We start from the raw sequence: 13,603 nt of genomic DNA, 5'->3' as shown, positions 1-13,603 counted from the left end.
TCCGACGTCAGTTGGACGTCGGCGAGGAGTGTGAGAGTTCGTGGTGGTGGGTGGTGTCCGGTGCTCGGGTAGCGCCGGAGCCGGAATCGCTCATCGGCTCACCCCCGTCCTCCCAAGCCGCAGCTCTTGCGTCTGCGCCGGGACCGTGGTGTCTGGATCGATCTGCTGCTGCCTGCGCGCCAAGCGTTCGGCGATCTGAGCTCGCCCCTCACGGATGCCCTCGAGCGTGGCGTCACGCAGCCGCGTGTTCAGCTCGGCACCTTTACCGACGATCGCGCCACCCGCACGCGCAGCAACATCCGTGGGACGCACCCACTCCACCCCGGCACGCCCGCGCACGGAGGTCTGCCTGATGAGTGTGGGGTCGCCGTGCGTGGCGAACTCCGACGCCCGCTCCGCCTCCCGCGTCACCGTACCGGGCGACGCGTTGGGTGCCTCGGGCAGGTCGTTTGCTGGGAAATGAGGGTCTGGCAGTTCGGCTCGAAGCTGAGCAGCGTTCTCAGCCGCTTCGTGTGGGTTCATGGGTGTCGGGTCAGTCATGGGGTGCTCCGTTCTCTCGACGGTCAGGTGCGTTCAGCCACCGGCCCACCGTTGTCGGATGCACCCCGAGTTCCGTGGCGATCTGCCGCTTCGAGGCGCCTTCAGATGCCAACGCGACCGCCCGCTCACGCCCAGCGGCACCTTTCGTCTTCGCTCGTGTAGGCACCGGGCTAGAAGACCCTGCAGCGGTGTTGCTCGCGATTCTTGGTGTCGGGAGCGCCGGTATCGAGACCGCAGTGGACTTATCCAGAGTCGAAGGTGATCTTCGCTCGATGAGCGCCTGAGGAGGCTCAGGAGTCCGGCCTGGGTCTTGGTTGCGAGTGAGTTTGACAGTCAGGTGCGTCATCGCGAGCAGCACCAAGGGTGGAACTGATGCGACAAGGGCTGCGATTGTCGTGGGCACTCGGGTGTCTGAGGCTACGACGGCGTGGGTGATGTTTGCCGCGACACTCATCCCAGCACCGGAAGCGAGCAGTAGCCAGGCGAAGCGTCGCGCGGCGGGTGCGGAGTTGCGGAGCGCGACGACGGAGATCGTCGCTTCCAAGATCACCCCGTCAACGATCAGCGGCCACACCCACGCCTGCCCTACAGGAATCCCCGACAGTGCTGCGAGGTCCCGCAGGGTGGTGAAGGAGAGCCAGAACGCGCCGAGCGCGAGGAGGATCGTGCCCGTGATCGCGAGGATGATCACGCCGCGTGACACCCCAGACCGCCCCACCTCTGCGGCGCGTACGTGCAGGTCCGGGGCGTTCACCGTTACCGCCTCATCCCGGCAAATGAGCGTCCCAATATCGGATCAGATGCGGCAGCATCCGGGTTCAGCGCGGTGGTGCGATGGGCTGACTGGATGGTTGATGCGATCTCCCGCGCCTCAAGTCCGGTGCGGGTAGCGGCAGCTTCGAGCAGCGCATACGAGTCGCTATGACTGAGCCCTGTCTCGGCGAGACGGCACGCAGCCCAGAACAGGCCCGCATTCCGATTCCCCTCCATGAGCGTCCCCACCCACGCCACGAGCCCCTCCACTGAACCATCACGGCCCGGCCTATCATCGCTCGGCATGGTTCGTGGTGCCGGGGTCGGGGTGAGGAGATCCCGGATCGCTGCCGAGTCGACGGGACGCGGACTCCTGCCGTGAGCGATCACCTCGTAACGCCGCTGCCCGTGTTCAGCGTTGACGATGGAGGGAGGGGCGATGATGTAGCCGCCAGCGCCCCGGAAGTCGACGTGTGCTCGGCCACGCGACCACGACCTCGCCTCACTGTCGGGGCTGCTCGGATAGTAGAGGTGCAGGCCGCCCGAGGGGGAACGAACCGCCAGGCCCCACCCGGCGATGAGGTCCTCCTGCTGCAGTGCTCGAAGGACAGGGAAGCCGGTGCCGGTGGCGTGCACGTCGACATCGATCACGTCGACGCCGTGACCGGTGGCGATACCAATATTCGTCTCCGGATGCTTCCGCCACCACGCACCGACCTGGTCAAGGTCTGTGGTGGCGTCGTGGAACCCGTGCTCGGTGAGGGGGCGTTTGCCGACCGGCACGCACGGGAACACCGCTATCCCGGCTGCGGCATACGCGGCTGCCGCGTCCGGCAGATGCTGTGAAAGCCGGGCGGGAAGGAGCGTGGGCGTGGGGTCGGTCATCGGTCGGGCACCTCCTTTGGTGACACAGCGCGAGCAGTTCTCGATGCTCAGCGTGCGGTGTCATGCGGAAGGTGCGGCGGCACCTGTGCCGCTCACACCTGGGGTGCAGAGTCCACTCTCGAGCATTCCCTAGTCCCATCAACCACTACCCTGCAGAGACCGTGCCGGTCGAGTGTTTTCTGGCAGGATGCGCCGAATCGTCAAGAAAACGCGCCAAATCGTCAAACACGCCCACCCTCACCTCCACCACACAAACAGCAGATGGTGCTACAAATCCCGCCCGACACCCCGTCCGGGATCCGCTTGCTCCGGCCTCTCACGGTTACTGTCCAGCTGCTGTTCACGCTCCGCGAGGAGGTCGCTGAGCAGCACCCCGCGTTCCAGCCGCGACGCGGGCTCCACCCCTCCCACATCGGATGGCAGTGCGCCCGTGCGACCGGTAGCGATGACGTGCGCGTTCACCCGGTGAAGCACCCCGGCGGGAGGTTCGTGTTCGTTGTGGTGTTCGAGGATCCAGGCGATCTGATTCATCGCCGCACTATCGTGCTCTGCTGCAGGGAACGCCGCAGACGCCGTCGCCCCATCCACACCGGGTACACGGCCGACGACGAGCCGGAACTCGCTTTCTCCGTCGATACCGGTCGCCTCGTACACACCCGCGGGCATCCAATCGTGCGCCTCCGACGCGCGACCAGCGAACAACTCACCGCCTAAAGGATCATCGGGATCCAGCACTCGAACATCCGGGTCAGCCGCGTCGACCATCGCCTCCAACTGTTCGCGTTCCTGCCGGCCCAGTGGCACCACCCGCAGCCCGGAGCCGCCGCTATCGACCAGCCCACGGAGGGCATGGATGACGGCGAGATCGGCCGGTGCCCACGTGCGAGAGAACTGCTCCGGCAGATACGAGGTACGCGGCCCGCCCTCCCTGAGCGCGTCGCGGAGAGTGTGGTCACGGCGCAAGGCCGTCGCGATGAAGTCGCTGCGCCACTGCGAGTGATCCCACCGGTACTGCATATCGTTGTACTCGCCCTCATACGCCGGGGCGACCGTAACGAGATAGTCATCCTTGACCGGCTCCACCGGCAGCGGATCCCGCTCCAAAAGATCGATCACCGCATCCCGCACCCGCTCCGCATCCACGACCTGCGCGCGCTGCTGAGGGACTTGTTCGAGTTCTTCCAGCCGCTCCAACAGCTCGGGCAGACGAGCTGCCGCATACGCCAAGTTCAGGCAAGTCTCGCGCCACTGCTCATGCGCATCCTCGAACCCGTAGGCGTCCGGTCCGCCATCAGGCAGCGCGAACGCGTCCTGGCGGGGTTCGGGTGGGAACATGCGCGCGACGATCTCCGGAACCCCGGACCCCTCGAACGCCTCCCACCCGGCACCCGGAACGTGTTCTGGATGCTCGCCCGGTCGCTCGGGTCCGGTTGACGGGAATGATTGATCTTCGGACATGACAGCAGACTCCTTCACGAATGAGTAGACAAGTAGCGAAATGAATATGAACAGCGGCAGTGCCGCGTTCTAGCAGTGCCGCGTTCTATTGGTAGGCATACGAACCGGTGAAGAGCCCCCGGTTATGGCAGGCATGCGTGGTGAGGTCAAGAACACGCGCGAAAACGACAACCCGACACCGAGTCACCGCTCGAGCGGCATCATGGCTGGCCCTTCACTGGTTCGAGTGGAGGGTCCTTCTGCGAGTGCCTGCTCGCGTTCACGGAGCGCCTGCTCGAGGTAGCGGTTCACGAAGCCATGGTTCGTTCCATCCGCCCCACCAGCAATGGGGACCCGGTAGAACGAGAACGATGGGTGCGGCGTCGCCTCACGCAGCGCCTCCAACCAGTCGTCCACATCACGGGGCTCCACCCAGTCCTGAGGCGGTGGGTTCGACTGCAAGAACTCCGTCGCCCCCGCATACGCGTCGGAGTCCTCAAGCATCTCCTGGATCGTCACCGCCATCGTCCGCGCCAACGTCACGGGACTCCGATCCGCGATCACAGTCGGCTCCACATCCGGGTCGCCTGACCATACGGTCACCCCCAGCCACAAGAAACGCGGAGCAAGGGATTGGTTTCTCCCAGCGGGTTCGATAGCCATGATCGAGTCCTTCCGTGCAATGTCTCACGCCTCATACGAGAGGCTTGCCGAATAGGTATGCAGAGTCTTGGCCTACTTCTCTAGCCGCGAGCGAATGAGCGGAATGAAGCTCGGATCCTTCTCAACACCGACCACCCTGCAATGGGTTTCGATGGCCGCCTGCAGCGTTGTCCCAGAGCCCGAGAACGGCTCTAGCACCAGGCCCTGCCGTGGGGTCACGAGCGTGACGAGCCAGCGCATCAGTCCCAGCGGCTTCACCGTCGAGTGCGACACCCCGAACGCGCGAGGCCGTTCTGCAGCACCGGGTTTGTGGTCGAAACGGAAGATGGGGAACTTCCGTGACAGCGACTCGCCCTGCCAGGTGCCCGTGAGCATGTCGAGCGCGTCGGCCTGTCGCTGATCGAAGGCGATGTTGGTCGGCCACCGGTCATCTGCGAACCTTGCTCCGTCGATGTTGATCCCGCCGACACCGTGCTCGAGGACGTTACGGACGACGGTTCCTTCGAGCGGTTTCCGGGCGATGATGATCGGTTCGAATGCGGGCCGCAACGCGGTACCCCATCCGTCCCATCGCTGCGCGTCATCGGTGACGGGCGTGCCTCTGGAAAGGACGGTGCGGGTTGCACCGAGCACCCCGTCATGGTCGGCGGTCTGCACGATCCGATCGGCGCGGTGCGCGCCGTGGTGCTTGTCGATAGCGTGCGCGAGATCCATGCTCTTGGGCATCCCGGTGGTGTGCAGCCACGCAATCTGGTCGCGGATCTCAAAGCCTGCATTCTCGATCCCGCGCACCATGCGATGCCACGTGCGTGCACCACCGAACGCTGCAACATACGCACCCGGCTTCAGCGCGTGCAATGCTCCCGCAGCCCACGCCGTGCACCACGTTTCGAACACTTCTGGTGCACTCATTGCAGACGTGTCGATGTGCGGGAGAGATTCACGGAACCCCGATGCGTCGTCCCAGGAATGGCCGTTGAAGCTCAACCCGTAGGGCGGGTCGGTCACCAGAGCGTCGATGCTCGACTCTGGGAGAAGCAGGAGGAGTTCGACGGCATCGCCGAGGTACACGGTGGCCCGCTCCTCCGAGATGACGGGAGCGGGCAGTTCGGTGAGCCGCGTCGGGCTCGGCGGAGTGGGGTCTGGCATGGCGGGTGGCTCCCTGCTGTTCGGGCCTGTCCGCCTTCGTGTGCGACGAACAGGATCACCCAGCAGGTACGGGCCACGCCGACGGTTCCACCGCGACACAGATTCAAACCACCCGCGCTCGCCTCACTCGAACCAGCCACCAGGAGTCGGTCTGGCTTCGTCGATTCCCAGTGCTCTCATTCCTCCACACACGATCGGCAATCAACGAAGGAAGGCCCCCTATAGATGGAAAAGCGACAGTCTGCGCTGTTGCCGAGGAGTCTTTTCGCGGATAGCCGTCGTCGGATACCAGTAGTGAAGTCCATGCCGCAGTTTCCAGCCTGGGAGTGCGTTGCTTCTCCTCGGCAGCTCAACTGCATGGGTTCCATTAGCGATCCTGGCTCTAAACGAAAAGTGCCTGCGATAGGCGTGTGAGGCATAGCTGACGTCATGCCTTCGAACGATCCGTCCTGATCAGGCGACATCGACTCATCGCTGGAAAGGAACTGCTGCATGTGGCGAGCTCGGATTCGTGTGATCGTGCTGAGACGTTCAGTTGTCCATTGGTTGTTCTCGCGCCATGGCGCTTTGGCGGAGCCGGGCGAGGATGGCTCCAACTCCGAAGTCGTAGCGTGCGTCGAAGTCTTCGGCGAACAGTTGTGGGTGGAGGCGGTGCAGAGTCGGGTGGGTGTCAGCGGGCGGGGCTTCTTCTGAAGTGGCAGCTGCTTGCGAGGCCTGTTGCTCTTGGGTGATGCCGAGCAGGAAGTAGAACAGCGCCCACATGCCGTGCGCGCTTTCGTTGTCGGGGACGCCCGCGCTGATAAGGGCGGTCACAAGCTTCTCGGTGAAGTCCCGTGTGTGCTCCTCGATCGGTGCGTTGCCTGCGGTGAGGCGTGCGCCGTCACGGTGCGTCAGCAGGGTGTGTCGGTACCGGCGGACGATCTCCTCCGCCCGCTGGAATCCGTCCTCAGGCAAGTCATCCAGGGAGAGGTGTGCCAGTACCGCGTCTGACATCAGTCCGAGCAGGCGGGCTTTGGTCCCAACTTGGAAAGACACGGTGTTCACGTTGACCCGCATACGTCTGGCGACTTCACGGATGGTGACAGCTTCTAGGCCGCGTTCGTTCAGCAGATCTAGCGCGGCGTCGACTACGTCCTGCCGGGTGTGTCTTCGCGGCGGCATCCTGGCTCTCCTTCGCTCGGCGTGCACTCGTGTTCTTATATAGGGTACCCTAATCAAGTAGTAGTTAGGGTGTCCTAATCAAGTGGCGACATGTGTCACTAGTCGAGAAAGGTGAAATCTATGTCTTCACTCCGTGGCGGCGAGGGCCGTCACTCTGCGCCAGGGGATACGCGCCTCCTCATCAGCCGCAAGTGCGAGTTGACGCTCGTAGAGCGTCGTCTTGTCAGGGAAAGGGTGATCCGTGTGACATTGGCCGGGTTCGGCCTTGAGGGATTTCGCTACCAGGGTGGGGATCAGCGCTGCACACTGCTGATCCCTTGGCCTGAGGAAGAGGCGTGGCGCTACATGGTGCCGATGATCACGGATCCATGGAGCGCAGCGTCGCAGTGGGGGTTCGCCGCAGCGCTTACCCGTCCGCTCCGTCGGCGTCTCACGGTCAGCGGTTTCCGTGCGGACGCGCTCGAGATCGATTTCGACATCTTGCTGCATGGTGAGAGTCCGCTTAGTGCCTGGGCGGAGGGCGCAGCGCTCGGGACGACAGTCGATGTCATCGATAACGGGCGCCGCTACCATGTCGCAGCCGATACCCGGTGGCAGTTGCTCATCGCCGATGAGGCAGGTGCTCCCGCAGCTCTCGCCGTCGCCGCAGAGACCCCGTCAGCGGTACCGACAACGCTGTACGTTCCCAGCACGGTGTCAGCGGCCGGAGCGAATGGATTTGCCGACCACGTCACGGTCGTCTCTGTGCCAACCCGTGGCGAACAAAGCGCCTCAGGGACGGCATTCGCGGCAAGGGTGCTCGCAGACAGACTCCCGCGGATTCCCGACCTGGTCGGCATCGCGGGGGAGCGATCTTTCACTCACACGCTCGTCCGACGCCTGCGACAAGCCGGCGTGTCCCGCAATGCCATCCACGCGGGGAACTACTGGAAACGGCAGTGACGGAGCGGACTCCCTCCTCCACTTTGGATCTACGCCACCTGACCTGAGGTCACGAACCTCATCATCGCTGCAAGCCCCTGCACAACTGCCGACGAAGGTCGAATGATCTGCGGATCCCGCTTTCAAGAAAGACAGCATGCTTCACACTGACACCCTGCCCGTATCAGCCCGATCGCGACGGGTACGTACCCACCCGTCGGCACTACTGGTTCTTATCGGAATACTTCTTGTCGCGGGCAACCTGCGTGCAGCTATCACCACGGTGGGCCCGGTGCTGCCTGAAATCGCACGCTCCACGCAAATCAGCGCGTTGCTCTCGTCAGCGCTCATCAGCCTGCCGCTCGTGGCGTTCGCGCTTGTGTCACCCATTGCCCCGCGCATCGCTCACCGCCTCGGGCTTGAACGCACGATCGGGATCAGCCTGCTCCTCCTCATCGTAGGTCTCGTGACCCGCTCCACTCCGCCACTGGCCTTGCTATGGGTCGGGACCGCGCTCATTGGCGTATCTATCGCGATCCTCAACGTCGTCCTCCCGGCACTCATCAAACGCGACTTCCCGAACAAGATCGCGCAAGTCACCGGCGGGTACTCCGCCTTGCAGTCGACATTCGCGGCGGTGGCAGCGGGAATTGCCGCCCCGCTCGCCGGGGCGACCGCGCTCGGATGGCGACTCCCACTGGGGATGTGGGCCGGGCTTGCGCTCATCAGCCTCGGTGTCTTTGCGCCGCAGCTGCGCAGGCGAACCGTGCTCACCGCTTCCGAGGAAGACATCGCACTTGAGCTCCCGAAGGCGCATCATGCGACGTGGCGCTCGCCATGGGCGAGCCTGCTCGGCTGGCAGGTGACTCTCTTCATGGGACTGCAATCCCTGGTCTTCTATAGTCTGATCACCTGGCTGCCCTCCATCGAGGTCGCTGCCGGGATCCGCGCCTCCGAGATCAACATTCACCAGTTTGTCCTCAACGCGCTCGGGGTGCTCGCGAGTCTCGTCTGCGCCGTCATGATCCCCCGAATGCGGGATCAGCGATTCCTCGCGGTCACGGGTCCGCTCCTCATCGCCGCCGGGCTCGCGGGAATCTACTTCGCACCGCAATTCGCACTGGCCTGGATCTGCGTACTGGGGTTCGCTGCTGGAATAAACGTCGTTCTCGCTTTGTCGTTCTTCGGTCTGCGCACGACGCACCACAGTCAAGCCGCGAGCTTGTCGGGCATGGCCCAGACCCTCGGTTATCTCGTCGCTGCCGCAGGCCCGCTCGTTTTCGGCGCTCTCCACGACGCCACAGGAGACTGGACACTGATACTGGCCGGATTGGTCGTCATAAGCATCATCCTCGCTGCCCTCGGATACTTCAGCGGAAGGAACCGGGTCATCGGGGACACACGCATTCGGAAGCTCGGTCTTTGAACTAGCTTCAACTGACACGGTCTGCCTGTGGTTCTCTGGCATGCTTGGTCACGAAGCAAAGCGTCGGCTGCAGGAACACGAGAAGCTGCTGACGGGTGGCATGTGTCGCTTGCCTTCGAGCGCCATCGTTCTGCGGTTGGGCCACCTCGAATCGCGTGCTATCGCGGAAACGCCCGAGCGCCGTGAACGAGATGCCCAGACCTGTTCCGAGCCCGATCACGTAAGAGGGATGGTTCAGCTCGTCGGCGACATTCTTTACAGTCTCAGAGCACGATGCCGGACCGGTACGAACCTGCTAGAAATCGACAAGTGGACGCGAGCTATGACCTTCGAGGCGGGGGTGGCGGTTTGCGATACCGACCACGCATGCCCGTCCGGGCGTTGCATCGGCATGGCAGCCGCCGGTGAGGCTCTGCGCAGCGCGCCGTTGAACTATCGACTCGCGGAAGGTGACCATTTGACGCTCTTTCTCGCCATGGAGCAAGACGGCATCGTGGCAGACTCTGCGATCAGCTTCATCGTTGGCGACGAGCTCACCAAGTTCTCAATGACCGTAGAGGTGTTCCGCGCTAGGGGCGGAGCTGTGAGGAATACTTCGGGATCAGGAATCTCTACCACAGCAGCCAGGTCGACACCGCTAAGCCGTCAGGTCGCTCGCGCCGTGGCCCTTCTTGATAGCGAGATTTCCCGTACCTGGCGCGTAGAACAACTCGCTGCCGCAGTCGCCCTATCCTCTTCTCAGCTTGCTCGGCGGTTCCGCGCCGAACTTGGGACCTCGCCCGCAGCGTACCTCCGCCAACTACGGGCCGATCGGATGGCTGAACTCCTCGCGTCGACCCACATACCTGTGAATGAGGCTGCGCGCGCCGTCGGATGGTCCAGCGCTACGATCGCGGCCCGTGCGTTCAAGGTGCGGTACGGGACCACTCCCCGTGGCTTCACCGCCCACGCGCGGCAGATCCCGGGCAAAGGCATCCCCCAACCGAAACGGTAGCCAAAGAATACGAGCTCGGCAACGAGTGTGCCGCACCTGCCCTGCATGACGGTATCGATCAGGGTGATGACAGCCGATGCGGGGTATCGATACTTACTCAACTCGGTAGTAGTCGGTGACGGAGACCGTGACGCAGCGTCTGCGTTGACTCGCTATTACCTGGAATCTGGGACCCCTCCCGGCAGATGGATGGGGTCGGGCTTTTCCGGGCTCTCCGGCGATCTCATTAACGGGATTTCGGTGTCTGAGGAGCAGTTGCGGAGACTCATGGGTTACGGGCAGGATCCGAACACCGGCGAACAGTTAGGTCGCCCATACCGGAACTTCGCCACCACCTCGGAGCGGGTGCAGCGTCGCGTCGAGAAGCTCCCTGAGACTCTCTCCGTTGGCGAGCGTGCGACCCAGGTCGGGTTGATTGAGGCTGAGGAAGCGGCGAAGCCGACTGGTGCGCCAGTGGCGGGGTTCGATCTCACCTTCTCCGTCCCGAAGTCCGTCTCAACCCTGTGGGCGGTCGCCGACGGAGGGATTCAGGCACTGATCGTACAGGCGCACCATGCCGCGATCCAGGACGTGATCGAGTTGCTGGAGCGGGATGTTGCTGCAACGAGGGTGGGTGCGAAAGGTCCGCGGGGCGCGGTCGCGCAAGTACCGGTGAGGGGTGTGATCGCGGCGGCGTATGACCATTATGATTCGCGGGCGTCTGATCCGCAGTTGCATACGCATGTGGTGGTCGCGAACCGGGTGCAGGCGGTGCGGGATGGGATGTGGCGCACCCTTGATTCCCGTGCACTCCACGCAGCAGTGACGGGGCTGTCGGAGCATTACAACGCGGTCCTCGCCGACAGGATCACCCAGGTGCTCGGTGTCGGTTGGGAGGCGCGAGAGCGCGGTGTGGGCCGGTCGACGGCGTGGGAGATCACCGAGGTCTCGCAGGGCTTGATGGATGAGTTCTCGTCGCGTACCCGCGATATCGAGCAGGTTAAAGACCGCCTCGTCACCGAGTACACCGCCAAGCATGGGAGACAGCCGTCCCCGAAACTGCTGTGGCAGTTCCGGCAACAGGCGACCCTCGAGACCCGGCCACCGAAGCAACAGCACTCCCTGAGTGACCTCACCGCACAGTGGCGTGAACGAGCCACCCAGGTACTCGGAGAGGACGCACCGACCTGGGCTGCAGCACTCCTCGCAAATAGCGCAGCCGATCCCTTGCTGCGAGCTGACGATATCCCGCTCGATGATCTCGACGCGGTGGCCGCGGTCGTGGTGGAGCGGGTGGGTGATCGGCGGGCGACGTGGAAGCGATGGAACCTCCATGCCGAAGCTGTCCGTCAAACGATGGGGCTGCGGTTCGCCACCGCCCAGGACCGCGACGCCATCACACGCCAGATCGTAGATGCCGCTGAACACGCCTCACTCCGGCTGACGCCGCCCGAGCTGGCGTCAAGCCCACCCCTGTTCCAGCAGGCTGATGGCACGAGTGTGTTCCGTCCGAAAGCCTCCACCGTGTACTCCTCCGAACGGGTCCTCGCAGCCGAAGACCGACTCCTTGCCGCGGCACAGAATCGGACTGCACCAACGGTGCCGTTTGCATGGATTGAGCAGGCCGCCCTTACAGAGAATAAGGACGGGTACACGTTGTCGCCCGATCAGGAGCAGGCGATCGCGAAGATCGGTATCTCCGGCCGCACCCTGGATGTGCTCGTCGGCCCCGCAGGGACCGGGAAAACCACCACCATGCAAGCCCTCCACACAGCATGGGAACGACGCCACGGCAAAGGCTCAGTCATCGGACTCGCACCGTCGGCTGCGGCAGCCGAAGTCCTGGCGGGTGATTTGGGGGTGGCGACGGAGAACACGGCGAAGTGGCTCCACGAACACCGCCACGGCAACTGGAACCTCACCGCCGGTCAGCTCGTCATCATCGACGAAGCATCCCTCGCAGGAACCCTCGCCCTCGACACCATCACCGCCCATGCGAAGGCAGCGGGTGCGAAGGTGCTGCTGGTCGGTGACTGGGCGCAACTCGCCGCCGTCGATGCGGGTGGGGCGTTTGGGATGCTGGTGCGTGAACGGGACGATGCGCCGGAGCTGTTGGATGTGCGCAGGTTCCGAAACAACTGGGAAAAACACGCCTCCCTCGGAGTCCGGATCGGCGACACCGACGTCATCGACACGTACCTCGCCCACGACCGCGTCACCCCCGGCGGGTACGAGGAGATCCTCGAGCAGGCCTACCAAGCCTGGCAACACGATCAAGCCTCAGGGAAGACATCGGTGTTGATCGCTGAGACCCTTGACACTGTCTCTCAGCTCAACACCCGCGCCCGTACCGATCGCATCCTCGCAGGCGAAGTCGCCCTCGATGGAGCCCGGCTCCATGACGGCAACGAGGCATCCCGCGGTGACCTGGTCATCACGCGTAAGAACGACCGGCGGTTGTCGCTCGGACGGGGGTGGGTGAAGAACGGCGACCGCTGGACCGTGACCCGAGCACACGATGACGGAGCCCTCACGGTCCGCCGAGCACACTCGAAATGGCGCACCACGATCACCCTGCCCGCCGCATATGTCGCCGAGAACGTGGAACTCGGGTACGCGATCACCGCACACCGTGCGCAAGGCTCGACCGTAACGACCGCGCACGCGATCGTCTCATCACCGGAAATGACGCGCGAATCGTTCTACGTCGCCATGACCCGTGGTAGGGAATCCAACCGCGCCTACATCGCCACCGACCAACACCACCTCGAAGAACACCAGCACCGCGACGACCTGCACATGACCGCCCGGAGCATCCTCTACGGGATCCTGCAACACGTCGGAGCTGAATCATCCGCGCGCGACACCATTACCGCTGAGCAAGAAACGTGGGGATCGCTGGCGCAGCTTGCGGCGGAGTACGAGACCATCGCCCAAGAAGCCCAGCAGCACCGCTGGACCACGCTCCTCGAACAAGGCGGGCTCACCTCCGAGGCGGTTGATGAACTCGTTGAGTCAGAGTCGTTTGGGATCCTCACCACCGAGCTGCGTCGCCTGGAATCGGCAGGCCATGACATCGAGCAGTTGCTCCCGCGGGTCGTGCAGGCAGGGAACCTCGACGGAGTCGATGATCTCGGGTCGCTGCTGCGGTACCGGATCCAGAAGATCACCAGCACCTACCCGCCCAGTCCGCGACGTGCGGCCAGGCTTATCGCAGGCCTCGTGCCCCGAGCCACGGGAGTCACCGACCCCGCCATGCGCATAGCGCTCGACGAGCGGGAGAAACTCATGGGCGAACGTCTCGATGCGCTCACCCAGGCCGCGATCGAGCAGCCTGCACCGTGGCTGGCCATGCTCGGAGACCTCGACCACGAGGCCCGGAAGCAGATGGTTCGCGCGGTTGCCGCGTACCGTGATCGGTGGGGCATCACCTCAACAAGCGCTCTCGGGCCGGTGCCCGCCGATGACGCGCAATGCCTCGACTACGAACGCACCCGCGACACACTCACACGCTTGAACCAAGTTCCAGACGACCAGATACGAGAGGTCGCGCCGCGACGGGATGAGCGCAGGCTGTAGACACCGCGACGTAGAAGCGCCTCGGTCTCGTGGTCTTCCTTCTTGCTGGAGCGGTGGGTATCCTGATGGTGGCAGGAGCAACCACGCGCCGATCCCCGCACGCGGGGTGAGGCAGA

The 13,603-nt window shown here is 64.0% G+C and carries 11 protein-coding genes; 4 read left to right on the top strand and 7 right to left on the bottom strand.

What is annotated here, in order from left to right; translation table 11 throughout:
- Nucleotides 1–90 precede the first annotated feature (90 nt).
- From KTJ78_RS07425 to KTJ78_RS07395, 7 genes are all read right to left on the bottom strand, one after another.
- A complete protein-coding gene (locus tag KTJ78_RS07425; RefSeq protein WP_217134140.1) occupies nt 91–540 on the bottom strand; it encodes a hypothetical protein in 450 nt (149 codons plus the stop codon).
- On the bottom strand, nt 533–1,294 hold the full coding sequence (locus KTJ78_RS07420; protein WP_369808023.1) for a DUF2637 domain-containing protein: 762 nt from the start codon (nt 1,292–1,294) through the stop codon (nt 533–535). The genes KTJ78_RS07425 and KTJ78_RS07420 overlap by 8 nt, the downstream gene beginning before the upstream one ends.
- 2 nt (nt 1,295–1,296) lie before the next feature.
- Nucleotides 1,297–2,178: a bifunctional DNA primase/polymerase gene (locus KTJ78_RS07415; protein WP_217134139.1), complete on the bottom strand. Its 882-nt coding sequence runs from the start codon at nt 2,176–2,178 to the stop codon at nt 1,297–1,299.
- A gap of 267 nt (nt 2,179–2,445) precedes the next feature.
- Nucleotides 2,446–3,636, bottom strand: coding sequence for a hypothetical protein (locus KTJ78_RS07410; protein ID WP_217134138.1), 1,191 nt, complete (start codon nt 3,634–3,636; stop codon nt 2,446–2,448).
- A 183-nt stretch (nt 3,637–3,819) separates the two neighbouring features.
- Nucleotides 3,820–4,119, bottom strand: coding sequence for a hypothetical protein (locus KTJ78_RS07405; RefSeq protein WP_217134137.1), 300 nt, complete (start codon nt 4,117–4,119; stop codon nt 3,820–3,822).
- 231 nt (nt 4,120–4,350) lie between these two features.
- The gene (locus tag KTJ78_RS07400; protein WP_217134136.1) at nt 4,351–5,427 is read right to left on the bottom strand and encodes a DNA-methyltransferase; all 1,077 of its coding nucleotides are present in this window, start codon (nt 5,425–5,427) and stop codon (nt 4,351–4,353) included.
- Nucleotides 5,428–5,958: 531 nt separating this feature from the next.
- Nucleotides 5,959–6,588, bottom strand: coding sequence for a TetR/AcrR family transcriptional regulator C-terminal domain-containing protein (locus KTJ78_RS07395; protein WP_217134134.1), 630 nt, complete (start codon nt 6,586–6,588; stop codon nt 5,959–5,961).
- Nucleotides 6,589–6,708: 120 nt separating this feature from the next.
- Here KTJ78_RS07395 and KTJ78_RS07390 point away from each other — a divergent pair, with 120 nt between their 5' ends.
- The 4 genes from KTJ78_RS07390 (at nt 6,709) to mobF (ending at nt 13,487) form a co-directional block, all read left to right on the top strand.
- Complete coding sequence (locus tag KTJ78_RS07390; RefSeq protein WP_217134133.1) at nt 6,709–7,530, top strand: siderophore-interacting protein; 822 nt, start codon at nt 6,709–6,711, stop codon at nt 7,528–7,530.
- Nucleotides 7,531–7,666: 136 nt separating this feature from the next.
- Nucleotides 7,667–8,935, top strand: coding sequence for an MFS transporter (locus KTJ78_RS07385; RefSeq protein WP_217134125.1), 1,269 nt, complete (start codon nt 7,667–7,669; stop codon nt 8,933–8,935).
- 40 nt (nt 8,936–8,975) lie between these two features.
- Nucleotides 8,976–9,929, top strand: a complete 954-nt coding sequence (locus tag KTJ78_RS07380; RefSeq protein ID WP_217134123.1) for a helix-turn-helix domain-containing protein — start codon at nt 8,976–8,978, stop codon at nt 9,927–9,929.
- A gap of 45 nt (nt 9,930–9,974) precedes the next feature.
- Nucleotides 9,975–13,487 carry a MobF family relaxase gene (gene mobF / locus KTJ78_RS07375; RefSeq protein ID WP_217134121.1) on the top strand — a complete coding sequence of 1,171 codons (3,513 nt, stop codon included), beginning with the start codon at nt 9,975–9,977 and terminating at the stop codon, nt 13,485–13,487.
- Nucleotides 13,488–13,603 lie beyond the last annotated feature (116 nt).

The organism is Leucobacter chinensis, assembly GCF_019049105.1.
GTDB lineage: Bacteria > Actinomycetota > Actinomycetes > Actinomycetales > Microbacteriaceae > Leucobacter_A > Leucobacter_A chinensis.
Note: the sequence above shows the minus strand (reverse complement) of the source record. Positions and strands in the feature narration are given on the sequence as shown.

Bases quoted from the DNA above. Each gene is read 5' to 3' on its own strand.
- KTJ78_RS07425 (WP_217134140.1), bottom strand. From the start codon at position 540: ATGACTGACCCGACACCCATGAACCCACACGAAGCGGCTGAGAACGCT.
- KTJ78_RS07415 (WP_217134139.1), bottom strand. From the start codon at position 2,178: ATGACCGACCCCACGCCCACGCTCCTTCCCGCCCGGCTTTCACAGCAT.
- KTJ78_RS07410 (WP_217134138.1), bottom strand. From the start codon at position 3,636: ATGTCCGAAGATCAATCATTCCCGTCAACCGGACCCGAGCGACCGGGC.
- KTJ78_RS07405 (WP_217134137.1), bottom strand. From the start codon at position 4,119: ATGCTTGAGGACTCCGACGCGTATGCGGGGGCGACGGAGTTCTTGCAG.
- KTJ78_RS07400 (WP_217134136.1), bottom strand. From the start codon at position 5,427: ATGCCAGACCCCACTCCGCCGAGCCCGACGCGGCTCACCGAACTGCCC.
- KTJ78_RS07395 (WP_217134134.1), bottom strand. From the start codon at position 6,588: ATGCCGCCGCGAAGACACACCCGGCAGGACGTAGTCGACGCCGCGCTA.
- KTJ78_RS07390 (WP_217134133.1), top strand. From the start codon at position 6,709: ATGTCTTCACTCCGTGGCGGCGAGGGCCGTCACTCTGCGCCAGGGGAT.
- KTJ78_RS07385 (WP_217134125.1), top strand. From the start codon at position 7,667: ATGCTTCACACTGACACCCTGCCCGTATCAGCCCGATCGCGACGGGTA.
- KTJ78_RS07380 (WP_217134123.1), top strand. From the start codon at position 8,976: ATGCTTGGTCACGAAGCAAAGCGTCGGCTGCAGGAACACGAGAAGCTG.
- mobF (WP_217134121.1), top strand. From the start codon at position 9,975: ATGACGGTATCGATCAGGGTGATGACAGCCGATGCGGGGTATCGATAC.